Raw genomic sequence first — 24323 nt, forward strand, 5'->3', positions numbered from 1 at the left:
ATAATTCGTAATTTTTTAAGTAGGAAGATAGGTTAGTAATTTATTTTAGATAAAAATTACAACGCGACTATGAATGATTTTTCGCTTTACATTCGATATATTTCTATATCTTTCAAGTCGCAAATGCAGTACAAAGTTTCTTTCTGGCTGCAAGTCATAGGGCAGCTTTTAGGAACTGCTGTTGAATTTTTTGGAGTTTGGGCACTTTTTAGTCGTTTTAATAGTATTGGTACGTGGACTTTGAATGAAGTTGCTCTATTTTATGGAATAATTAATATTTCTTTTGCTTGTGCTGATGCTCTTGGAAAAGGCTTTGACTCATTTACAACAATAATTAAAAGTGGAGACTTCGACCGTTTACTTGTTCGTCCACGCACCACAGCACTTCAGCTTTTAGGTAAAGAGTTTACTTTAAAACGAATCGGAAGATTATTTCAAGGAATTGTTGTTATTTGGTGGTCGCTTTCATCACTCCACATCCCTTTAACTTTTAAAACTTTATGGCTTTTGGGTACTTCATTTTTTGGTGGAGTTGCACTCTTTGTTGGCATTGTTATTATGCAAGCAACCATCACCTTCTGGACTATTGAATCTCTCGAAATTATGAATATCCTCACTTATGGAGGAGTCGAAACTGCTCAGTACCCTCTTGCAATTTATAGCAAGTGGTTTCAGCGATTCTTTACTTTCTTGATACCGCTTGCTTGCGTCAGTTATTTTCCTTTGCTTGCAGTACTTGAAAAAGAAGATGCTTTTTTAGTGCCTTTGTGGTTTTGTTATGTTTCACCAATTGCAGGGATTATCTTTCTAATAGTTGCGCTCAAGCTTTGGAAAATAGGAGAACGATACTATTGTTCTACTGGTAGCTAGTACAACAAAATTTTAACTGTATACTCAGGCGTATTTTAAATGGACAGATCGCACTTTTCTCAAGATTCTGATTAAATACCTTGTAGTATTGCCTGATTTCACTAAACAATGCCACGAGAAGCTCACATGAAAAACTACAGGAAAGGTTGGTTACGTAAAAGACTCAAAATTACTCTGATTTTCCTGTTAGTGCTAGGGCTATTGTTAGTGGGATTTTCCACCTACACTGTGCGCCAATCCTTTCCGCAAGAGAGTGGCACAATTCAACTACCTCAACTAAAAGCCGAAGTAAGCATCCAGCGGGATAAATGGGGAATTCCCCATATTTATGCTGCCAACTCCCACGATTTATTTATGGCGCAAGGTTATATCCACGCCCAAGACCGCTTTTGGCAAATGGATTTTTGGCGACACATTGGTTCTGGGCAACTCTCAGAAATGTTTGGTTCTTCTCAAGTTGACACTGATAAATATCTGCGGACAATGGGTTGGGCGAGGGTGGCGCAGCAAGAAATTCAGGAAATTAATGCAGAGATGAAGGCATACTTGGAAGCTTACGCCGATGGTGTCAATGCCTATTTGACAGAGCATCAAGGCAGCGCCCTGAGTCTAGAATACGCTGTGCTAAAGTTTCTCAATCCTGGGTATAAGCCAGAACCTTGGCAAATACTGCATTCTCTGACTTGGGGGAAGGTAATGGCTTACGACTTGGGTAGAAATTTCGAGAGCGAAATTGAACGTGCTATTTTGCTCAAAACTCTTACTCATGCTCAAGTAGAGGAACTGTTTCCACCATACCCTGAAGACTTGCCAGTTATTTTACCTGAGTTGCAGCAAGGAATAGGAGAAGCAGAGGCAGGAAGGGACAATAATGTTGAAGTCCTTCTCAATTCTCCAGATGTATTACCTGCTTTAGAGTCAATTACTAAGCCGATGATGGCTTTACAACAATTCATTGGGCCCACAGGAATAGGTATTGGCTCGAATAACTGGGTGATATCTGGTCAGCGAACGGCAACAGGTAAGCCAATCTTGGCGAATGACCCCCATTTAGGTGTGCAAATACCCTCTATCTGGTATGAGGTTGGTTTGCACTGCACACCCAAGAGTGCAGAATGTCCCTACAACGTTTCTGGCTTTTCCTTTGCGGGAATGATTGGGGTAATTATCGGTCATAGCGATCGCATTGCCTGGGGTGTCACCAATGTACAATCTGATGTGATGGATTTATACATCGAGAAAATCAACCCAAATAACCCCAATCAGTATGAGGTCGATGGCAAGTGGGTTAATATACAGCTTGTGCAAGAGACAATTCAAGTAGCCGGAAGTCAGCCGATTGTGCAAACGGTACGCTATACCCGACATGGGCCGATTCTCTCTGATGTTTCGCCAAATCTGAAGCAATTCCAGCCAATTCACCCCCTAGAAGTACCGCAAAATTACGCTGTAGCCCTGCGCTGGACAGCCCTAGAACCTTCCAAACTAGCGTATGCTATTCCCCAAATCAATCGCGCCCAAAACTGGCAGGAATTCCGCAATGCTGCTAGTAACTATGATGTCCCGGCTCAAAACTTGGTCTACGCTGACATTGATGGCAATATTGGCTACCAAATGCCTGGTAAATTCCCCATCCGCGCTCAAGGAGATGGGCGTTATCCCGTTCCTGGTTGGACAGATGCTTATGAGTGGCAAGGCTATATTGACTTTGAGAAATTACCCAAAAGTTTTAATCCATTCCAAGGTTATATTGCTACTGCCAATAATTTAGTTATGCGTGAATATCCTTACCTGATTACCGCAGACTGGGTTTATGGCTACCGAGCAAAGCGCATCGTTGAAATGATTTCACAACAAACGCAGCTGATTTCTCTGAAGGATGTACAACAAATACAGGGTGATAATCGCAATTTAAATGCACAAACATTAGTGCCACTACTAAAATCTATCACTGTTGATACTCCCCGCTTACAAGCAGCCCAAAAACTGCTGCAAGATTGGAATTTGCAGTTGGGAATGACATCGCCTGCTGCTGCTTTATTTGAAGTATTCTGGAAACACTTGCTAGCAGATACATTTCATGATCAGTTGCCTGAAAAGTACTTTCCCAATGGAGGCGATCGCTGGTATGCTGTGGTATCAAATCTGGTCAAACAGCCCAATAGTTCTTGGTGGGACAACCGCAACACCGCAAAAGTCGAGAACCGCGACCAAATCCTCCGGCAGTCCTTTATAGAAGCCGTAGATGAACTAGAACGAATTCAAAGCAAAGACCCGAAAAACTGGAATTGGGGCAAGCTGCATACTATTACTTTTCGGAATGCCACCTTGGGTAAATCTGGGGTTGCACCGATTGAAGCTTTATTTAATCGTGGTGCATTTGCTACATCTGGTAACGGCGAAACAGTAAATGCTAACCGCTGGAGAGCAAACAAATCCTTTGAGGTGACTGATATTCCTTCTCTGCGGATGATTGTAGATTTAGGAAATTTGGATAACTCAGTAGCAATTCACACCCCTGGACAGTCAGGCCATGCTTTCCATAGCCACTACAACGATATGGTTGAACCTTGGCGCAAGATTGAATACCACCAGATGTTATGGGAATTAAAGAATATTACAGAAAATACGACTGCAACACTGAGACTAATTCCAAAATTGGTAGAGTAAAGTACGACACGACTATCTAATTTAAAATTGCGTTATTTGCGTGTAATTACATACATATTCTTGGAAAAATGAAGTATAAAGTAACAGGGCAGAAAGAAGGTTAAAAACAGAAATAAATATTCTTTTTAGAAAAAGTATTTTCGCCGATCATCTATTCTACTGTCTAACTTTCACGAAACATAGTTGGAGATCATAGAACCTATGCAACGCGTATTTAAGCAAAGTTTTATACTTTCAGTCACTACTGCGATCGCTTTATTATTTGCAGGTTGTGGTGAAAGTAAAGTTGCTCAATGTAACAAAGTCATCAAGGTTGCCAATCAGGCATCTACTCTAGGTCAAGAATTCGCTAAAAATCCCAATCCGGCAAAAGGTTCCAAAGCTCTAACTGAACTTGCTGGTAAGATAGACCCACTTGCCACAGAGATGAAAGCAGTAGAAGTTAAAGATGAAAAACTGCAAGGTTTCCAAGGACGCTTTATCACACTCTATCAGAACATCAGCAAGGAATTGAATAATGCAGCGACAGCCATAGATAAAAAGAATCTACCAGCAGCAAAGGGCTTTTTAGTATCTCTGCAAAAAAGTAGTGGCGAAGAAAGTTCAATAGTCAGCGAAATTAATAGCTACTGTTCTGGTAAATAACTAACTCTTGGCTCCCACCTCCGCAATTATCGGTGCTGGATTGGTTAATGCTATGGGATTAATTACCAACGAACACTTGTTTGAGGCTTTTTTTTGGGTATTTTTTGTCTAATACCAATTTGAAAAATGATTGCGACAGATGGAAAACTGAAACACTTATCCAATGGATGTTCCATAATCCAAAATCTAAAATCCAAAATGGTATAAGTCCCATTAACCAGAACCCAGCGATTAGGATTCCCCATTGCATACTACAGCGCACCGCCAAGTCTGCATCCGGGATAGAGCGTGAGTTACTGGGTTAGATATGGGTCAATGAGTTACTCTGCATCACGATAGTTCCGGTTGGATAACGGCTAGTTTCAGACAATTCCAAAGTTACGAATAATCCAGAGATACCTGTGTCATAAAAGTCGGCAGGCATCCAGAATTTATCTAGCACCTTTCCCTGGGGATTAATTTTCACAGTACCGCAGGGAATTTTTTCGCCATCAGCGATCGCCCAAAGTCGATAGACTTTCCCTGTAGGGGGAGCCACCAGATTTTGCACGGCTAGAATCCCCTGTCGTTGTCCTAGATTCACCACAAAGCTACCCGCAGCAGTATCCGACGCATTTACAGCCTTGAGAGAGAAAAGTTGTGTCTGGGACTGTTGCAGTAGGGTATTGATATCTTGAGCCATACGGAAATCCTGTCGCAAGCGATAGTTATCTACTCCTAAATACAGAATGAGGAGTGCCGCGACACTACTCATGACGGTGTACCAGAGGAAGCGAGACGGTTTCTGGGAGGGTTGGAAAGTCGTGGTAGCGGCAGTCAGAATCGCAGATTGGAGATGGGGAGGCGGTTCAACGCTGTTTAAGCTGTAAACAACCTGGTCTAAGGTTGCCTGAAGCCGCTTCACTTCTACCACTAATGCGGGATTTTCTGCCAGCAGTTGCTCGAAAACTTCTACTTCGGCGCGATCGAGGTCGCCCACAACATAGCCTGCTGCCAAGGTTTCGATTGCTTGAGGAGTAAGGGGTTCAGTCACGTCGCTTCGCTCCGAATTCAAAATTCAAAATTAATGATCCCCATAAATAAATTTAGTTGCTCTGTATCATGAGTCGTTTTCAGTCATAACCTTAGTCAATGGAGTGTTGTAAAAGTTGCTTCAGTTTCAGGAGTCCTTGGCGAGTCAAGCTTTTCACGCTTCCCAGAGGTTTATGCAGTTGTTGGGCAATTTCTGATTGGCTCAGTCCGGCATCATAGGCCAGTTCTATCACCTGTCGTTGCTGATCTGAAAGTTGGGTCAATGCCTGCCGCACTTGCTGCGATCGCTCATTGAAAACAGCCTGCTCAACCGGAGTATGCGCGGGAGGTGCAGCAGTGATATTCTGCCCCCAACGTTGCACCAAATTAAGGGTGCGACTGCGCGATCGCAGTTTGTCGATCGCCCGCGATCGAGTCATGACAATCAGGTAGCGCATCAAATGACCGTGGCGATCTGGGTCAACCGGACGCTGCCATAATGATAGAAAAATTTCCTGGGTTAGGTCTTCGGCTTCCGGCTGGCTTTGCAAAACTTTCAGCGCCACTCCATACACCACGCTGCCGTAGCGCTCGTAGAGACACCTTAACGCCGTTGGTTGCTTTGCCTTCAGGTCATCCAAAAGTTTGGCATCGCTGGAGGATGACGGTTCTGATGAATGGCGATCGGGAGAACTTAGATCCATAGATTCAGGTGGATAGACCGAGGCTAATTTCTCTGCAAAAATGCCCAATGCATCTTGCAATGTGAGTGCCAATCCTGATTTCACAACTTTTGAGTATAGAGCAAACTTACTTTCATTTCTAAAACGATTGGTGAAGCTAATTGGATGAGTTTAGCGTCAAAATTTTGCAGAAGTGGGTTATTTCGTTCTGATTGGTTAACGTTCTTCTCGCGCCTCAAACCGAACGAACCGTGAACATCAGTCTAGCAAGGGCATTTGAAGAGTTTAAATCCAAAATTGGTTCCCAGTCGTATTAAAGGTAGAGAAAAGTAAGTAACCCAGTTAGCATTCTTTCCAGGCATAAGTTGCAACTAAATTCCTGAAATCACGCTAATTGTTTACCTACCAACTCCTACAGCTTTTAAAACTGGAATGCCCCGACGAAATTTATATCGTCAATCCGCAATCCCCTTCTTTGGTATGTCATATTTTGCACTTTTAGCAGTTTGGATTCGACCAATTTGCTTGAAAGTTTGTGCTGCATCCAAGCATTGAAGGTCAATAAAGAGTGCTGAGTACCGAGTGCTGAGTTGAAAAACCGCCCACAAGGGGGGGCTTTTACCATAGTGCAAAAATACTGAGTATTTTTATTACTCAATGGTTAGTACTGAGTATGGTAAAACCGCTGTAGTCAAATAACCAATCTCAAAGGTAATTCTATGCGACGCTCTATTTCTGTGCTGTTAACAACATTGCTTCTCTCTGCCACCATTTTGCCTGCTGCGGCGCAGGCTCAAACCGCACCAATCAGCCTCAATCCCTACGCGGCAAATCAACGCTCTGGAAACCAACTCAAGCCTTTTAATTTGGTTTATCTGGCGTATCAAGGCTACTTAAAAGACCAAGGCATTCCTAGCAGTCGTGCATTGATGACGGCGATCGCGTCTGGAACAATCACGGCTCAAGACATTATTCAAGCTGCTGTCAAAGCGAATAGACTACCTGAGCAAGCGTTAAGCGATCGAGGCTATCGCCATAACCTTGAAAATCAATTGCAAGAATTTACAGCAGACTAAAAAACTGGCGTTACTGAACTCCAAGAAATAAATTATCCAATCTTGTGGGGTGGACATCTTGCCCGCCATATAAACTGGACGCTCATGTTGCCCACCCCACAATCAATAATTGAATATTTTTTTTGGAAGTCCCTTACTGAATCAATATGATGAAAAACACATTTCGCAAGTACCATCGGCTAATTGCTACACTCTTTTGTTTGCCGTTACTCTTTACTGCTCTGACTGGCATTAGCATTGCCATCGCCGATACATGGTTGCATCAAGAAGAGCTTGCTGCATTTTTAATCACTGTTCACACCTTCCAAATCTTCAAACTCGATGCCATTCTGCCAGTTTTGAATGGGCTAGGTCTGATTGGCTTAGTGGCTACCGGACTCTCGCTGACCGGACTGTTTACTAAACGCCAGCAACCAAAGCGGATAAAAGAACGCTCATGAAATACATTTCTTATTTTTTCATAGCGATCGCCAGTGCCTTTCTGGTAATCCTGTTGTCGTTGTCATCATGTAGTCCGAACCATAAGGCAACGACGAACCAACCAATGGCAATGAAAAATCAACCCAAGGAGCAACCCCAAACTAGTCAACAAACTGCCGATACTACAGTCAAAATTCGTAATTTCAAATTTGAGCCAGCGAATTTGGCGATCGCTGTTGGTAAAACTGTTCAGTTTATCAATGTCGATGAAGAACCCCACACGGCGACGGCTACGGATGGTACTTTCAACTCTAAAGCACTGGATACCAATCAAACCTGGAACTACACCGCTACCAAACCGGGAACCTATCCCTATATTTGCTCAATTCATCCCTTTATGAAAGGGACGCTGACGGTAACAAATAAGAAAAACTAACCAGAGGAATACCAATGCAACGCAGAAAATTTATTGAACACGTGGGCTGGACAGGACTTGGCATTGTGTGGGCTGTTGGTGCAAATGGCTTATTAACTGCCTGTCAGGTGGGAGAACCAAATGCTCAAAAATCATCCACGACTTCACCGTTTTCCTTTGTTCAAATTAGCGATACGCACATCGGTTTCAAAAAACCTGCAAATGAACATGTCACCGATACGCTTCAGAAAACGATCGATGCGATCAATGCCTTACCCACTCCACCCGCCTTTGTTATTCACACCGGAGACATCTCCCATTTATCTAAACCAGAAGAATTCGATCTGGCGAAACAACTGCTTTCCCAATTGAAAGTCCCACTGTTTACTCTACCAGGGGAACACGATACGATTGGCGATCGCGGCAAAGCCTACGACGAAGCTTTTAACCGCAAGGATGTCAAAGAGGGTTTACAAGTTTGGGATCAGGCGGGAATACACTTTGTTTCTTTGACCAATGTGCTGGACTTTGGGGCAACCGGCACAGGCAAACTAGGTGAGGCGCAACTCGACTTGCTCTCCAAAGATTTGGCAAACCAGAAACAGGATACGCCTCTAGTTGTTTTCAGCCATATTCCTCTATATGACCTTTATCCCAAATGGGGATGGGCAACTGCTGATTCTGCTAAGTTGCTTTCACTGCTATCTCGCTTTGCATCGGTAACAGTGCTAACGGGGCACATCCATCAAGTAATTGAGCATAGCGAAGGCAATATTCGCTTCCACACCGCTGCGGCGACTGCCTATCCCCTGCCCGCTCCAGGTCACGGCGATCAACCTGCTCCCGTCAAGCTCCCTGAAAATAATCTGTTGGCGGTGCTTGGATTCCGCACAGTTGAGGTAATTTCCGGCAAGGATACTAGAGTTGACCAACATACTCTGGGGTAGAAATATCGCATTCTGGATGTTTCTAAGAGCTAGCTAATGGTTCGGTTGCAAGGTTCTTGGATTAAAGAAGAATTCAGAAGTCAGAATTCAGGAGTCAGAATCAAGAGGCGACGCTCGAATACTCGCTAACGCTGCGCTATGAGTCGGGGATTCAGACCCGCGACTGATTGAAGACCACCAAATCGTAGATTTGGTGGTCTTCAATCCGGTTATTCATCCGCCAGCCGTACAAAATTAATTCTGTTAGCGGTAGCGGGGCGTTTAGCCCATTCTGACTCCTGACTACTGAATTCTGTTCGATAAATATTAGTTAAATAGTTGGGCGATAACCACCAAAAACAGCAAAGCTAAAATTTTTATACCAGCAATCTACATTTTGAAATCCAGCCGCTTCTAGCCAGGTAAGTTGAATATCAAGGGTTGCCATACGATCGTATTCCATACGTTTTTGTGCTGCTTTGAGATCCTGTTCTGAGATATTTTTAGCGCGGACAGAATCTAACCAGTGTTGACGATAAAGTTTTTCTAAATCAGGCGTTTTGCCAAGAACTTGATCGGCGTTGACAAATATCCCTCCAGGATTGAGAACATCATAAATCCGTTGATAAAGAAGTTTTTTATCAACATCTGACAAATGATGAATTGATAAGGCAGAAATTACAATATGATATGAATCACCTAAATTAGTGTCAACGTAATCACCAATTAATATTTTGGGAAATTTACCCATTTGGCTAAATCTAAACTTAGCTTTCTCTAACATCTCAGGGGCTAAGTCTAGTAAGGTAAACTCTGCATTAGGAAAGACGGACTGAACCATCCCTGAGTAAAGTCCAGTACCAGCACCCAAATCTAGAATTTTCATCGGTGCGGTGTCGTCACCTGAGATAATTTCAACGGCTGTTTTGTAGAAGTCATCAAAACAGGGAATTAAAGTACGACGTAAATTATCGTAATCTACTGCGGCGGAATTAAATGCTTCTTGAATATTCATTGTCTAATTTTTAATAGGGGTAAAACTTTTTGTTTTAATAACTCAATTAAAGCTGGTTCCATATATTCATAGTCATCTGGGATATCTAAACATATAACTCTTTTATCTTTAAGCAAAGGCTGAAAATTTTTCGAGAGTTTATTTCTATGGGATTTTTCCATCACAAAGATAATGTCAGCCCATTGAATAGCCTCTGTTGACAATGGGACTTCAGCAGAATGATCTAAGCCTGCTGATTCCGTTTCAAGTCCTTCATATTCAGAAAACACAGCCTCGGCGGTAGGACTTCGCAATTTATTCTGGCTACAGATAAATAAAAGCTTTTTCATTAATTAAGTAGCCTCTTGCCGATCTAACTCTAAAAAAAGTTCTTTATCTTTGACAAAGATGGAAAATCCAAATATTTTACCATTTTCAAAATAACAGAGCTTTACCCCTTTCCTCACTAACTTAGATAAAATCACTATGGTACTACTTAACCCTCCCAACCTGAATGAAAAGCGATATCTTCTCTGCGAGACGCTACGCGAACGATGGGCTACGCCTACGCTCCCCTTCCCAACTCTCCCTTCAACGTCCTGAACTACTTGCACCAGCAGGTAACTGGGACTGTGCTAAAGCTGCTGTGGAAAATGGAGCAGATGCGATTTACTTCGGTTTGGATCGGTTTAACGCCAGAATGCGGGCACAAAATTTTACTGAGGCGGACTTACCCCAATTAATGACATTCTTGCACCGCCGGGGTGTAAAGGGTTATGTTACTGTCAACACACTAATATTTTCCAAAGAACTAGCAGAAGCACAGCAATATCTCCGCACAATTATTGCCGCAGGTGTGGATGCAGTGATTGTCCAAGATATCGGGATATGCCGCCTCATCCGTCACCTCTCCCCTGATTTTCCTATCCATGCTTCCACCCAAATGACCATCACTAGTGCGGCTGGGGTGGAATTTGCCAAATCCCTTGGCTGTCAATTAGTGGTGCTGGCGCGTGAATGTTCTCTCCAGGAAATCAATAAAATACAGCAGCAGATTGCCCTACAGGAAACTTCGCTGCCCTTGGAAGTCTTTATTCACGGTGCTTTGTGCGTGGCCTATTCCGGTCAGTGTTTGACTAGTGAGGCTTTAGGCGGACGTTCTGCTAATCGAGGTGAATGTGCCCAAGCTTGCCGGATGCCCTACGATTTAATTGCTGATGGGGAAGTTATCAATTTAAAAGAACGCAAATATTTACTCAGTCCTCAAGACTTAGCAGGGTTAGATGTTTTGCCCGATTTAGTGAAATCAGGTGTAACTTGTCTCAAAATTGAAGGTCGTTTGAAAGCTCCAGAGTATGTTGCTAATGTCACCCGTGTTTATCGGCAAGCTTTGGATGAGGTGATGAAGGAGATCCCCCCTAGCCCCCCTTCAAAAGGGGGGGACATAGCCCCACTTGTTAAGGGGGGTTGGGGGGATCTTCCGCTTAATCAACAACGGGCAACAAATCAAGAACATTACAACCTAGAGATGGCATTTTCTCGCGGACTCTACACAGGTTGGTTTGGCGGGATTAATAATCAGGAATTAGTTCATGCCCGCTTTGGTAAAAAGCGCGGCGTTTATTTGGGTGAAGTTACCCGCATTCACAACGAACAGGTAACAGTTAAATTGGAAGCGCCTCTAAAACCGGGGGATGGAATTGTGTTTGACTGCGGTCATCCAGAGACGAAGGAAGAAGGCGGCCGGGTTTATGCTGTGGTCAACAAGGGTAAAGAAACCATACTGACCTTTGGTCGAAATGACTTGAACCTGCGCCGAGTGCATATAGGCGATCGCATTTGGAAAACCAGCGATCCAGAACTCGATAAGCAACTGCGTCAGAGTTTTGCAGGCGAGAACCCACAATTTCAGCGTCCGATTGACTTTGAGGTTTATGGAGAAGTTGGTCAGGCGTTGATTGCGATCGCCCGCGATAAACTTGGTAATATTGTCCAAATTGAGTCTGCAATTTCACTCGCGGAGGCACACACCAAACCCCTAGATACAGACCGTTTACAAGAACAATTTGGTCGTTTGGGTAACACCCCTTTCTGTTTGGGAACCCTAACCAACCATCTCATCGGTGCAATTATGCTACCCGTCAGTGAGTTGAACCGGATGCGGCGAGAAATAGTTGCACAGTTGGAAGAATTGCGGAGTCAACCCAAACGCTGGCAATTACTTTCTGATGTCTCTTTCCAAGACTTACTCCCCTCCTCATCTCCCTCATCTCCCACATCCCCCTCACTCATCGTCTTAGTAAGAAACCTCAAGCAACTCCAAGCCGCCCTCAAAGCTGGTGTTGAAACACTCTACTGCGAATTTGAAGATCCCCGCGCCTACCGAGAGGCAGTACAGCTAGTACGCCAACCCAGACAACAATTCCCAGTCCCCACAATTTGGCTTGCACCACCCCGAATTACCAAACCAGGAGAAAACTGGATTTTGCAGCAAGTACGTGCTTGTGAAGCAGATGGTTATTTGATACGGAACTATGACCAACTGCAATTTTTTGCCGCAGACCGTTGTATTGGAGATTTCTCACTCAACGTTGCAAATCCTTTAACAGCAGATTACTTTCAGCAACGCTTTGGTTTAGAAAGGCTGACGGCATCTTATGACCTGAATATTACCCAACTACAAGACCTAATCACCAGTTGCCCTCCCCAGTGGTTTGAGGTGACAATCCATCAGCATATACCGATGTTTCACATGGAGCATTGTGTTTTTTGTGCCTTTCTATCAACGGGTACAGATTATACCAACTGTGGACGACCTTGTGAAAAGCAGGAAGTTAAATTAAAAGACCGTGTAGGTACTGAACACGTTCTCAAAGCAGATGTAGGTTGCCGCAATACTGTATTTAACGGCACTGCTCAAACGGGAGCCGAGTACGTACAACGTCTGATAGAACTGGGATTACGTCACTTCCGCATTGAGTTTGTGAATGAGACACCAGAGCAAGTGACTAAAACAATACATCGCTACCGTCAACTACTGCAAGGTGAAATTACAGGTTCCCAACTCTGGCGAGAGTTGAAACTGCAAAATCAATTAGGCGTAACTCGTGGTCCGATGGGAGTGTCTGCATTACGATCATAATTGATTTTCTGAACGCCCAGCTTGAAAAATCTGTTCAGCAGTCAAGTTTAATTCTGGAAATGTAGGGGATATGATGCGATCATTTCCCCGAAACAGGTTAACTTGATACTCACCATCCACCAAATAGTAAACGGAAATAGTTGGTTGTTTGGGATTACCTATGTACCTTCTACCGCCCAAAGCTAAATAGTCAACAATCCAATATTCAGGAACCCCAAAAGTTTCGTAGTCAACTAGCTTGGATGCATAATCATCCCTCCAATTAGTGCTGACGACTTCAATAACTAAGGGAACCGACGCAGCTTGAGTAACCGTTGAAGACTTTTTCCACATTGGTTCTGCTGAAAGATTCTTTTGATTTATCACTATCACATCAGGCGAATAACCTGATTCTTTGTCAGGAATCTTAACTAGTGCTTGCTTGGGTATGATGTATGGGAGTTTTAATCGTTTGAACTCTAAAGTGATTTCACCCGCTAAAAAACCATTAATCTCTTCATGATCTCCTATTGGCTGCATTTCAACAATTGCCCCATTGTGTAGTTCATAACATCCGCCGTCTGGCTTCCAATCGAGGAATTCTTCAAAAGCGATCGTTTTTGGTAAGGCTTGAAACATCACACTTACTCCTGATGATGATTCAGAGTTTAGCAAATTACTTGTTATCACATCACTGAGGAGAATCGCTATAATAACCAGATAGACGTGATTCTAGTCAATGAATGTCATGGAAATCAAAAATATCAAAGAAGAAGCACGACGGCTAATGGGCTTGTAACTGTTCTGAATTGAAACTCGTGCTGTGGCAGCAACCAAAAATATCTTAGTTGACTAGCAATTTTAGATTTTAGATTGTGGATTTTGGATTAAAAGAATTTTTTGATTCATACCATATCTCAATCTGGCTGTTATGGCAATCCCATCTTTGCTGATTTTTTGGCAAACAATATAGCTCTGACAAAAAGCACCTTTTCTCAAGGTGCTTTTATTTAAAAAAAATAACATTTGATTTTTCAAACAATTATTTAAGGATTGTAATTATTAGTCCGGGGAGTGCGAGTACCAGCTACGGCTCCAATCATTGCAGTTACTAAACCCAACAAGGAACCAAGCACAAACCACCACAATCCTGAACGTACATTTGCTGCAATATCACGTGTTTGTTGAGCTGTTACATTTGCTCGCGGAATATTGGAGACTCCACCTTGCTGTTGTACCTGGTTTATAACTTCCCCAGCGTTGGAAGCAGCAACACCAAAAGCACCAGATACTCCACTTGCAAAGAGCCACGAACTAACTGCCAAAGTCGTTGCCCAAAGAATTGCACCATTGAGAAGAGCTGTATTGCGGCTCATCGGCCCACAGGCACGGGCTGTTACCCAACCACCAATAAATAAAGAAATTAACAACGCGATAGTTGACCAAAGACCCGCACTACCTGCAACGTTAGGGGCGATTGTTCTGGGTGCGCCTGAACTTTCAACTGTACCAGCTGCGATCGCACCGATTATAGAACTCAAAATTAATTGTGTAGCTAAAGAAACCAACAAGCCAGCAATAATCGGCCCCCAGCGAACACGATCGTGATATTCAGCTATTCTGCCTGCTACCACGGTATCAGTAGATATAACGTCATTGCCTGTCCGATTTACGTATGACATCGCTTATGTTCTCCAGTGCTATTTCAGCAAAGTATTTGCTCAGGTATATTCATCCTTTATGCTTAAAATTAAATAACTAAATCATCTACTTTTATCTCTATCAATAGAAAGACTTAATAAGTCTATCTTTAGTGATAAAAACAGACTTTGTTTCACGTTTTTAATACAATTTATTATTTATTAATATCTAAATAATTTGATAAGGTTTTAATCTTAAAGTTTTGAAAATAAAACTAAATTATTTATCAACTCTTTACAAAAAACAGCTTTAATAGTGTATGTAATTAAACTTAAGACCAAACTGAATTACGTTAGCGAATTCCCTACTCTTGAGGATAAGCAAGCTACGTACAACGTCTCATAGAGAGCATTATTAATAATTACGAATTACTTTAACGCATCCTCACAGCCGTACCGGTGGCAGTAATCAGCAAAAGAACTCCTGACTGGTCAAGATTGATTGTGCCAGTATCAATTTCAATCCCGATTACAGCATTTGCTCCTAAACGTTGTGCGCGTTGTTCTAACTCTTCTAACGCCTTGCGTTGTCCCTGTTCAAATAGACGCTCATAGCTAGCAGTGCGTCCACCGATAATATCACGAATTCCAGCCAAAAAATCCCGCAAGAAATTGCTGCCATAGACTACTTCTGCTGTCACAATACCTAAATATGAATCAATCACGGCTCCTTGAATCACATCAGTTGTAGTTATAATCATAAATTAACCTTCTAGTTAGGATATATGAGATGTTTATCGAAATAATTGAGTAATTGTAACTTTGATTACAGAATACAGATTTGATAAACATCCTCTCACAGAATTTTAGATTGCGCTTTGACCTTTAATATTGTTCTAAACAGGAACCAGAATTTCAAGGAACATTTGACTGATTAAATTTATCTTACCGTGTAATGACCAAAGAATGATGTGAATGTCTAGATGATAACTTCTCAAAAGGTAGTATCAATAACTATAAATTGGATTGAAATAAAAAACAGGAATGAATCTTAAACCTTGTAACCTTGGCACACCAACATCTAGGATTAAGTCAGATGCTTGCTGAGATTTTCCGAGTAGCACGTATAACTACTGACTAAAAAAGGTGTTATTTTGCGTTTATACTAGTTTATATGTAGGGTAACTTGATGTGAAAGTTGATATCTTACACTTTATCCTTCCGTGAAAACTCTGTTACGCAGTGCTGATTGTAAAGGAAAGATGAATGAACTATTAACATCTTAACCAATACGAATAAATACAGTTTTCAAAAGTCCATATTTTTGTTTTAATGTACAAGAAAAAAGTTCTCTAAAATTTCAGGAAATTTACTGTGTACAAGCCAACATCATTCGTGTTTAGCGTGGTGTTATTAGGATGTTTTACCTTCACGATGCCTTCAGTAGCTCAGGCTCAGGTATTAGTGGCACAAGCCAAAAACCCAGAGTTAAAGCAACTGCTAGAAGAAGGACGGAGGCTAGTAGATGCTGGTGATTATGGTGGTGCGATCGCTGTTTATCAACAAGCAGCTAGTTTAGATCCCAAAAATGCTAAAATCCATTCAGGCATTGGGTATTTGTACGCTCAACAGGGAAATTACCAGGCAGCATTAACAGCTTATCGTCGGGCGATCGCAATCAACCCTAACAACAGTGATTTTTACTACGCTGTGGGCTACATCAAAGCGAATTTGGGCGACACACCAGGGGCAAAGGAAGGCTACCGTCGTGCCATACAGCTGAACCGTAACAACGTTAACGCCTATTTAGGATTGGCTGTGACGCAATCGCGTATGGGAGACTATAATGCAGCTACCTGGGCATACCAACAAGCAATCGACTTGGATAAAAACAACGCCCAAACTTATGAGTTGATGGGTTCGATGTATAAACAACGACGACAAACCAAACAAGCGAACAGCTTGCTTCAGAAAGCCCGTGACTTGTACAAGCGCCGCAATGACTCAGGTGGCGTAGAAAGAGTAGAAGCCATGCTGCGGCAGTTAGGAGGATGAGGTTAATCTAACTGGCGTCCCGTTAATTCTACAAAAATATCTTCCAGGTTAGAGGGACGCACCATCATTCCAGTTTTATCGGGCTGTTCATTCAAGTAGATATTTGCTGCTTCCAAGGATGGGAAAAACAGATATTCCCAACTACGAGCGCCATCACTTCCCACATCAGACACACCTAATTGTTTCATCACCAAACCTTCACCGTGAGCAGAACGCAGCTGTTGTAAAGTCCCCAAAGAAATCAGTTTACCGCTATCCATAATACCGATGCGTCCTGGCTTGGTAGAACCAAAGGCATCGCACAAAAATTCGACCTCATCCATATAATGGGTCGTTAGTAGCATCGTCATCCCTTGTTTATTTAAATCCCGAATAATTTCCCAGAGGCGTCGCCTGGTTTGGGGGTCTAGTCCTACGGTTGGTTCATCTAAAAACAAAATTTGCGGTTGATGCAATAAAGCTCTCGCAATCTGCAACCGTCGTTTCATACCCCCAGACAGGGTTTTTACCAAATCATCACGTTTTTCTGCTAGTTCAACATACTCTAACCATTGATTAATCAATTTTTGTCGCTGCGGGTTACTAATGTGATGTAGTCTCCCGTGCAGTTCCATATTTTCCCAAACGGTTAAATCATTATCTACACTGACTTGTTGCAAGACTACGCCAATACTCTGTTTTGCCAACGTTGCTTGGCGCATCACATCATATCCACCTACTTCTATGCGTCCTTGAGATGGTTTGGTGAGTGTAGTCAGCATCCGAATTGTGGTTGATTTACCTGCACCGTTCGGGCCAAGTAGAGCAAATATCTCTCCTGCTTCAATTTTGAATGACAGGTCATTGACTACAGGTACATTGTTGTAAAACTTGTAGACATTTTCTAAAAAGACAGCAGCAGTCACGTCGCTTCGCTCCGAATTCAAAATTCAAAATTCAAAATTAACAAACTATTAACAATTCAAAATCAAAATTCAAAAAATTTCAGACGGGGATTTAAACCCCGGCTGAAATGGGTGCTACATGTAGATGTAGGGGTCTTAAACCCTTTAATTTATGATAATTTTGGTCATAGATAAATTTGCTAGTACAAGTCCCTAATCAACATTACCATTCTGATTACATCAAACTAAATATATTTTATTAACCCTGAGATAACTCAATCTTTACTTATTGCCATAAAAAGATGTGGTAAACATTTATCCTGTAATACCTTAGTTTAAGGTTGCTATTATTTAGTATGGAATCTCATCACCCATTGAAGCTAAACCGCCGCCAGTTTTTGCTACGCTCTGCTATCACTGCTGGTGGAATTATTTCCACAAATTTTGTAGCCAAATCACCAGTTTTTGCCCAAGCACCTGCAATTATCACCTCTGAGAAAATGCGTCCTGCAATACCTTATGGTGTAGCAAGTGGAGACATATCTAACGATGGCATTGTGATTTGGAGTCGGAGCGATCGCGCCGCCAAAATGATCGTAGAATATTCTAGCAGCGAATCTTTTCGCAATGTGCAGCGAGTTATCGGGCCTAATGCTTTAAAAAATAGCGACTTTACAGCACGACTTTATCTGAAGAATCTACCACCAGACCAAAAATTATTTTATCGGGTGATTTTCCAAGATTTAGATTATCAACGTACTTACAGCGCTCCTTTTTATGGTACTTTCCGAACTCCACCCAAATCTAGACGAGATATATTCTTTGTTTGGGGTGGCGATACTGCTGGTCAAGGATGGGGTATTAATCCTGATTTCGGTGGGATGAAAATTTATGAAACTATGCGCCAACTTCATCCTGACTTTTTCATCCATTCTGGCGATAACATTTATGCTGATGGCCCCATTCAATCAGAAGTAACTTTAGACGATGGCACAATTTGGAAAAACATTACCACACCAGAAAAATCCAAAGTAGCAGAAACTCTCACAGAATTTCGTGGCAACTATATATATAATTTGCTGGATAAAAATATTAAGCGTTTCAATGCTGAAGTTCCCATATTGGCACAGTGGGACGACCACGAAACAAGAAACAATTGGTATCCTGGGCAAATTATCCTCAACGATGACCGTTATACAGTTAAGGATGTGAACTTGCTAGCCCAAAGAGCAAGACAAGCGTTTTTAGAATATTTGCCTATTGGATATACAAGTAATAATCCAGATAAAGCGAAAATTTATCGCTCTTTCAACTATGGCCCATTATTAGACATTTTCATGCTGGATGAGCGTACCTACCGGGGGCCAAATTCCCCCAATAATCAGCCAGTGCCAAGTAAAGAAACAGATTTTTTGAGTAGAAAACAAGTGCAATGGTTGAAAAGACAATTGCTGTCATCAAAAGCAACGTGGAAAGTGATTGCTAGTGATATGCCTTTGGGGCTGATAGTTAGAGACGGTACTACGGATTTTGAAGCTTGGGCGAATGGAGATGGCCCAGCTTTAGGAAGAGAATTAGAACTTGCCGATTTACTACGATTTATCAAAAATAAAAATATCCAGAATGTTGTTTGGTTAACTGCTGATGTACATTACGCAGCAGCCCACTATTACAACCCCGCTAAAGCGCAGTTTACCGACTTCAAGCCTTTTTGGGAGTTTGTCGCCGGGCCACTTAACTCTGGCACATTTGGGCCTAACCAATTAGAAAATACTTTTGGCCCACAATTGATATTTCAAAGCCTTCCTCCAGGTACAAAAGCAAATCGACCACCAAGTGAAGGTTTGCAATTCTTTGGAGGAGTTAAAATTGATGGAAATACAAAGGTGATGACAGTGACACTGCGTAACTTGGTAGGGAAGACTATTTACAGTGTAGATTTACCGCCAGAAAAATAAATCGCCAAAATCATAGTGAGATGTAGCCAGTTAGATAGAGTAATTACGCAATTTTTTACTTTGTCTGCTGGCTTTGCTGTTTTTTGGGCGGGATGTTGAAGGATGAAAGAATTGTGCGATGCCTACGGCGGGCTTTGCCAACGCCACTGATAGGAGCTAAATTTAGATAGGTAGAGTTTTGGAGTTGATCATGCTTAAGCAACTCATCTTAGAAAACTGGAAAAGTTTCCGTTACGCCGAGCTTCCACTTGACCCGTTGACTGTTCTGATTGGTACAAATGCAAGTGGTAAATCTAATGTAGTTGAGGCTTTGGAATTTTTACAAAGAATAGGACGAGGTGAGAATATTGAAGCGGCATTAGCAGGAGATAAAACGCTTAGTTCTATTCGAGGTGGTGTAGAATGGGCAGCACTTAAACCAGAAACTAAATTTACGCTCAACGTGTTAGTAAATGGAAAGTATGCTAGAACTGATTACCTCTACACTATTACTGTCGAAACTAAACCGCATACGCAGCTTTTAGATGAGTCTTTAGTGCTAATTAAACATAGCTTGAATAATAATGAAGAAGCATATCAAGAAAAATTATTCCAAACAAATAACCCATCATCTCATACTCCCAGTATTACTGTAAACTTCTATGATACAAATATTAGAAAACCACAATATTTTAGACGGAATCAGTCTGTACTAAGCCAGTTAATAGGACTTTCTATGAACATGGTTGAAGCAATTAATGTTATTTCTCAAAGTCTAGAGAATATATTTATATTAGACTCTATTCCCTCTAAAATACGGAATTATTCACCACTATCTGACAGGTTAGAAAGTGATGGATCTAACATTGCTGGTGTGTTAGCAGCATTAACTGAAGAACAAAAAACTGAAGCGGAATCCACTCTATCTAACTATATTAAAGATTTACCTGAAGGTGATATTCAAAAAGTATGGACGGAAAAAGTAGGTAGGTTTGGTACTGATGCAATGCTTTACTGTCAGGAAGAATGGGAACCTGGTCATATTACAGAAATTGATGCTAGAACTATGTCAGATGGAACTCTCCGCTTTCTAGCAATTATGACAGCATTGCTAACAAGACCACAAGGAAGTCAACTGGTAATTGAAGAAATAGATAATGGTCTTCATCCTTCGCGTGCAGAATTACTGGTAAGAATACTGCGAGAGATTGGCAGCAAAAGAAAAATTGATATTTTACTAACTACCCATAATCCAGCTTTGCTTGATGCTTTAGGCCCGGAAATAGTTCCTTTTGTAGTTGTCACACACCGCGATAAAGAAACTGGAGAAAGCAAACTTACTCTTTTAGAAGATATTGAAAATCTTCCTCTTTTGTTAGCATCAGGAAGTTTAGGTAGACTAGCAACTAAAGGCGCAATCGAAAAGAGCCTTTCTGATAATAAGTAAAATTAAATATGAGAAAGGTGTTAATTATTGATACATCAATACTTTGCGTCTACTTGAGTGTTCCTGGTAAAGAGACTTGTGGTTCTGATAACGATAAATGGGATAAAAAAAGAGTTGAAGCCCGTTTTCAGGCAGAAGAAAAACAAGGTGCAAAGTTTATACTACCAATAGCAACAATTATAGAAACTGGTAATCACATTTCACAAGCTAACTCTAAGCGATATGAAATTGCTCAAGCTTTCGGTAATATTTTAGTGAAAGTAGCAGATGGAGTTATACCTTGGGGAGTTTTTGAAACTCAAGTAGGTGAACTTTGGAACTCAGAGCAATTGAAACAACTAGCTACTGAATGGCCTACTCTAGCATCTAGAAAAATTTCTATCGGAGATGCGACAATTAAGACTGTGGCTGAATATTACGCCAAAACCAGTAGCACATTTCAAGTAGAAATTTTTACAGGCGATGGGGGACTCAAGGCTTATGAACCAGCTATCCCAGCACCTACGCGTCGAAGTACTCGCAAAAAAGCCTAGAGCGATTAGTATTTACCAAAAATAGAGTTTATTTGAACTAACTTGTCATGAATTAAGTTGGACAGGAATTGTAATAATAAACTCAGTTCCTTCTTTTACAGTGGATATACATTGAAGTTGACCACAATGTTTTTCTACAATAATTTGATAACTGATAGATAACCCCAATCCAGTGCCTTTACCGACGGGTTTAGTGGTGAAGAAGGGGTCAAATAATCGCTTTTGTATATCCTTGGGAATTCCAGTACCATTATCAGCAATGCGAATAACTACTTGCTGATTATCTGTGACTTCAGTACGAATAATAATTAAGGGTGATTTTAGAGTTGAATCAGCTGATTCAAAACTCTCGAAAATAGCATCAATTGCATTTGCTATAATATTCATAAATACTTGATTTATTAACCCAGGATAGCATTCTACTAAAGGAATATTCCCATATTCTTTAGAAAGAGTAATTTTTTTACCAGTCTGCTGATTGATTAGACGGCTTTGTAATATTATTAGAGTACTATCAATACCTTCATGAATATCAACTATTTTTTTCTCAGATTCATCGAGGCGAGAGAAATTGCGTAATGAAAGAACTATCTCTTGGATACGTTCAGTACCAAACTTCATAGAATCAAGAAGCTTGAGGTAATCAGCAGTTAAAAATTCTAGTTCTAGTTCTGCGATCACAGCTTGAATTTCTGCTACTGGTGTAGGATAATGATGTTGGTATAAGCTAATTAATTTTAGTAAATCTTGAGTGTAGTTGAGCGCATAAACAAGGTTGCCAGCAATAAAGTTGACTGGGTTATTGATTTCGTGTGCAATCCCAGCAACAAGTTGCCCCAAAGCCGCCATTTTTTCATTCTGAATTAATCGAGTATAGTTATTCTTCAGGTTACGAAAACCTCGTTTGGCGATTCTAGATTGTTCTTCTACTTCCTCTAGTTGAGCTAATGTTAAAATATGAATTTGAGAATAAGCTAAAAGTAACTGATGGAAATCGAGTAGTTTATAGCTGCCTAACTGAGTTTCTATTAAAATCGGCTCATATACAAATTGAGGCTCTCGCTGCAAAGCTACCTTGTTTGCTTCTACAATGAGCGTCTCCTCAGAAATTACACATACATCTGGTTGCAGAAAGTTAATCAGATTTATCGCAGGTCGTTTAGAAAATAGTGGGAAACTATAGGGACGGCTCATGTGTTCAAAAAATCTTTGTCGGGAAATCATGCCCACATAGTTATGATTTTTCACTAGGATAATTCCTGGTAATAAAGGCTCTTGGTTAAAAAGTCTATTTAAATCATTTGCTGGACTATCTGCATCGAAGTAAACAGACCAAAGTGGTAATTCTTGTAAAGTAGACTCTAATCGCAAGTTCAGATTATTAGCATTTGTGATACTAGTCATGCTCTCTATCGCCAACATACTTTCAACCCTTAACCTTGAGTTAACATTTCTGCTAATACCCCGAACAAGCATTGCAATAATTGCAAAGTCAATCAATCTTATAGTTCCCTGATTACTGCTTAAAATAACAGTTATGCTGCAAAGCTTTTTCTATTAAGGTATCCCATGTTTTTCTATGCTGGACAATATTTCTACTAATGTTACAGAAATTACGTATTGACAATTTAGACAAGAAATTGACTAGTAAAAATAAGAAAAGAATATGCGTCGCTAACCGCAAAGACGGATAATTTATATTGTCTCTCAGTACTTACGTATGGACTGCTATTTTAGACCATTACGAGCGTCGGTGCAGCCTCTAGTAGAGAAGCTAAGTAATTGCAAGGGCTTCATTTTTAGCTATGATTGCGTAAGTCCTAAGAGGATAAATGGGAAGCACAAGCCTGCAAAAAGTGTCCCACCGGATATTTTATTTTGTAGAATAGGCATTACTATAATTGCTATTTTCTACTTGTTTAATTGGAAGTATAATATCGATTTTAGTTTCCTGGTTTGCAATGGAAGTGCATTTGATAGAGCCACCATGTTGCTCAACGATAATTTGATGGCTAATAGACAAACCTAAACCAGTTCCTTGACCAACAGGCTTAGTAGTAAAAAAAGGTTGAAAAATGCTCTGGCAAATCTCTTCACTCATGCCACAACCATTATCGGCGATTGAGATAGTGATTTGATTGTCCTCAGAATGAAATGTATGAATCAAAATAGTTGGTGTTTCATCTGTAGTTTTACCAAGAATATCTGCTTTTTTAATTAAGGCATCAATGGCATTATTAATTAAATTTAAAAATACTTGATTTAAACAGCGAGGATTACAAAAAATCTTAGGAATGTTCCCATACTCTTTAATCACTAAAATAGGTTTGCTATTACTAGAAGAACCGTTAAGCCGATGCTGCAAAATGACTAGTGTACTATCAATACCCTGATGGATGTCAGCTTTTTTATAGTCAGCTTCATTCAAACGTGAGAAATTTGAGAGCAATTCTACAATTTCTCCAATACGAGTTGTGCCAACCTGCATGGATTTCAGCAGCTTTGGCAAGTCGCTTTGAATAAAGCTCAAGTCGCTGTTAGCAAGAGCCTTGACTATTTTGACATCTGGATTTGGATATACAGAAGCATAAGTTGCTAGAAGGTTTAGTAAGTCATAGCTATACTGATGAAGATATTCTAAATTCCCATGAATAAAACTCACTGGATTATTAATTTCGTGGGCAACCCCAGCAACCATTGTTCCTAACGCCAACATAGTTTCGCGTTGAATTAATTGCATTTGAGCTTGCTGAGTTTCTTGTAATTTAAATAAAGTTGACTCTGCATTTTCTTTTGCTGTACGGTATTTTTCCTGTGCTAGAAACAATCGTTGCAGTGTATGGTAATAGATAGTAACGCTAAAAAAGACGAATAATGCTCCGAAAAAGAAAACCATGCCAGTGAGCAATGGTATCCATTCAATCAGCTTTGCAATTGTTAAATAGATGCATAACGAATAACCGCCGAGAAAAAAAACCATGAGTAAAAACATGATT

The 24323-nt window shown here is 41.0% G+C and carries 22 protein-coding genes; 12 read left to right on the forward strand and 10 right to left on the reverse strand.

What is annotated here, in order from left to right; all coding sequences use genetic code 11:
- Window positions 1-69 precede the first annotated feature (69 nt).
- From V7L07_RS02465 to V7L07_RS02475, 3 genes are all read left to right on the forward strand, one after another.
- Window positions 70-870, forward strand: a complete 801-nt coding sequence (locus tag V7L07_RS02465; protein WP_335054730.1) for an ABC transporter permease — start codon at window positions 70-72, stop codon at window positions 868-870.
- A gap of 126 nt (window positions 871-996) precedes the next feature.
- A complete protein-coding gene (locus tag V7L07_RS02470; RefSeq protein ID WP_442935997.1) occupies window positions 997-3540 on the forward strand; it encodes a penicillin acylase family protein in 2544 nt (847 codons plus the stop codon).
- A gap of 201 nt (window positions 3541-3741) precedes the next feature.
- Window positions 3742-4185, forward strand: coding sequence for a hypothetical protein (locus V7L07_RS02475; RefSeq protein ID WP_335054734.1), 444 nt, complete (start codon window positions 3742-3744; stop codon window positions 4183-4185).
- 301 nt (window positions 4186-4486) lie between these two features.
- Here the strand turns inward: V7L07_RS02475 and V7L07_RS02480 are convergent, their stop codons facing one another.
- Both V7L07_RS02480 and V7L07_RS02485 read right to left on the reverse strand, forming a co-directional pair.
- Window positions 4487-5218, reverse strand: coding sequence for an anti-sigma factor (locus V7L07_RS02480; protein WP_335054737.1), 732 nt, complete (start codon window positions 5216-5218; stop codon window positions 4487-4489).
- A gap of 91 nt (window positions 5219-5309) precedes the next feature.
- Window positions 5310-5984, reverse strand: coding sequence for a sigma-70 family RNA polymerase sigma factor (locus V7L07_RS02485; protein WP_335054739.1), 675 nt, complete (start codon window positions 5982-5984; stop codon window positions 5310-5312).
- A gap of 614 nt (window positions 5985-6598) precedes the next feature.
- Here V7L07_RS02485 and V7L07_RS02490 point away from each other — a divergent pair.
- The 4 genes from V7L07_RS02490 to V7L07_RS02505 all read left to right on the forward strand — a co-directional run bounded on the left by V7L07_RS02490 (window position 6599) and on the right by V7L07_RS02505 (window position 8737).
- Window positions 6599-6955, forward strand: a complete 357-nt coding sequence (locus V7L07_RS02490; RefSeq protein WP_335054741.1) for a hypothetical protein — start codon at window positions 6599-6601, stop codon at window positions 6953-6955.
- Window positions 6956-7104: 149 nt separating this feature from the next.
- On the forward strand, window positions 7105-7395 hold the full coding sequence (locus tag V7L07_RS02495) for a peptidase (protein ID WP_442935998.1): 291 nt from the start codon (window positions 7105-7107) through the stop codon (window positions 7393-7395).
- Window positions 7392-7811, forward strand: a complete 420-nt coding sequence (locus V7L07_RS02500; RefSeq protein WP_335054745.1) for a cupredoxin domain-containing protein — start codon at window positions 7392-7394, stop codon at window positions 7809-7811. The genes V7L07_RS02495 and V7L07_RS02500 overlap by 4 nt, the downstream gene beginning before the upstream one ends.
- 14 nt (window positions 7812-7825) lie before the next feature.
- Window positions 7826-8737 (forward strand): metallophosphoesterase family protein, encoded by a 912-nt coding sequence (locus V7L07_RS02505; protein WP_335054747.1) that lies wholly within the window; start codon window positions 7826-7828, stop codon window positions 8735-8737.
- Between the two features lie 310 nt (window positions 8738-9047).
- Here the strand turns inward: V7L07_RS02505 and V7L07_RS02510 are convergent, their stop codons facing one another.
- Window positions 9048-9731 carry a class I SAM-dependent methyltransferase gene (locus V7L07_RS02510; protein ID WP_334697873.1) on the reverse strand — a complete coding sequence of 228 codons (684 nt, stop codon included), beginning with the start codon at window positions 9729-9731 and terminating at the stop codon, window positions 9048-9050.
- The gene (locus tag V7L07_RS02515; protein WP_335054749.1) at window positions 9728-10060 is read right to left on the reverse strand and encodes a low molecular weight protein tyrosine phosphatase family protein; all 333 of its coding nucleotides are present in this window, start codon (window positions 10058-10060) and stop codon (window positions 9728-9730) included. Before V7L07_RS02515 ends, V7L07_RS02510 begins: the two co-directional genes overlap by 4 nt.
- Window positions 10061-10224: 164 nt before the next feature.
- Here V7L07_RS02515 and V7L07_RS02520 point away from each other — a divergent pair, with 164 nt between their 5' ends.
- A complete protein-coding gene (locus V7L07_RS02520) occupies window positions 10225-12852 on the forward strand; it encodes a U32 family peptidase (protein WP_335054751.1) in 2628 nt (875 codons plus the stop codon).
- Here the strand turns inward: V7L07_RS02520 and V7L07_RS02525 are convergent.
- The 3 genes from V7L07_RS02525 to V7L07_RS02535 all read right to left on the reverse strand — a co-directional run bounded on the left by V7L07_RS02525 (window position 12847) and on the right by V7L07_RS02535 (window position 15232).
- Complete coding sequence (locus tag V7L07_RS02525; RefSeq protein ID WP_335054753.1) at window positions 12847-13470, reverse strand: Uma2 family endonuclease; 624 nt, start codon at window positions 13468-13470, stop codon at window positions 12847-12849. The two genes, V7L07_RS02520 and V7L07_RS02525, sit on opposite strands and share 6 nt — an antisense overlap.
- 407 nt (window positions 13471-13877) lie before the next feature.
- A complete protein-coding gene (locus V7L07_RS02530) occupies window positions 13878-14513 on the reverse strand; it encodes a hypothetical protein (RefSeq protein ID WP_334983026.1) in 636 nt (211 codons plus the stop codon).
- Between the two features lie 392 nt (window positions 14514-14905).
- Window positions 14906-15232 (reverse strand): YbjQ family protein, encoded by a 327-nt coding sequence (locus tag V7L07_RS02535; protein WP_179068088.1) that lies wholly within the window; start codon window positions 15230-15232, stop codon window positions 14906-14908.
- A gap of 613 nt (window positions 15233-15845) precedes the next feature.
- Between V7L07_RS02535 and V7L07_RS02540 the strand changes: the two genes are divergently transcribed.
- A complete protein-coding gene (locus tag V7L07_RS02540) occupies window positions 15846-16526 on the forward strand; it encodes a tetratricopeptide repeat protein (RefSeq protein WP_335054755.1) in 681 nt (226 codons plus the stop codon).
- Window positions 16527-16528: 2 nt separating this feature from the next.
- Here V7L07_RS02540 and V7L07_RS02545 read toward each other — a convergent pair whose 3' ends face one another.
- Window positions 16529-17431, reverse strand: a complete 903-nt coding sequence (locus V7L07_RS02545; protein WP_335054757.1) for an ABC transporter ATP-binding protein — start codon at window positions 17429-17431, stop codon at window positions 16529-16531.
- A gap of 335 nt (window positions 17432-17766) precedes the next feature.
- Between V7L07_RS02545 and V7L07_RS02550 the strand changes: the two genes are divergently transcribed.
- From V7L07_RS02550 to V7L07_RS02560, 3 genes are all read left to right on the forward strand, one after another.
- Window positions 17767-19368, forward strand: coding sequence for an alkaline phosphatase D family protein (locus tag V7L07_RS02550; protein WP_335054759.1), 1602 nt, complete (start codon window positions 17767-17769; stop codon window positions 19366-19368).
- 190 nt (window positions 19369-19558) lie between these two features.
- Window positions 19559-20794 carry an AAA family ATPase gene (locus V7L07_RS02555; protein ID WP_335054761.1) on the forward strand — a complete coding sequence of 412 codons (1236 nt, stop codon included), beginning with the start codon at window positions 19559-19561 and terminating at the stop codon, window positions 20792-20794.
- 8 nt (window positions 20795-20802) lie between these two features.
- Window positions 20803-21327, forward strand: a complete 525-nt coding sequence (locus tag V7L07_RS02560) for a hypothetical protein (RefSeq protein ID WP_335054762.1) — start codon at window positions 20803-20805, stop codon at window positions 21325-21327.
- A gap of 45 nt (window positions 21328-21372) precedes the next feature.
- On the opposite strand, the gene V7L07_RS02565 is transcribed toward V7L07_RS02560, so the two are convergent.
- Entirely contained in the window at window positions 21373-22731 is a 1359-nt protein-coding gene (locus V7L07_RS02565; protein WP_335054764.1) for an ATP-binding protein, read from the reverse strand.
- Window positions 22732-23200: 469 nt separating this feature from the next.
- Window positions 23201-24319, reverse strand: a complete 1119-nt coding sequence (locus V7L07_RS02570) for a sensor histidine kinase (RefSeq protein WP_335054766.1) — start codon at window positions 24317-24319, stop codon at window positions 23201-23203.
- Window positions 24320-24323 lie beyond the last annotated feature (4 nt).

This window comes from Nostoc sp., assembly GCF_036916985.1.
In the GTDB taxonomy this organism is placed as follows: Bacteria; Cyanobacteriota; Cyanobacteriia; order Cyanobacteriales; family Nostocaceae; genus Nostoc.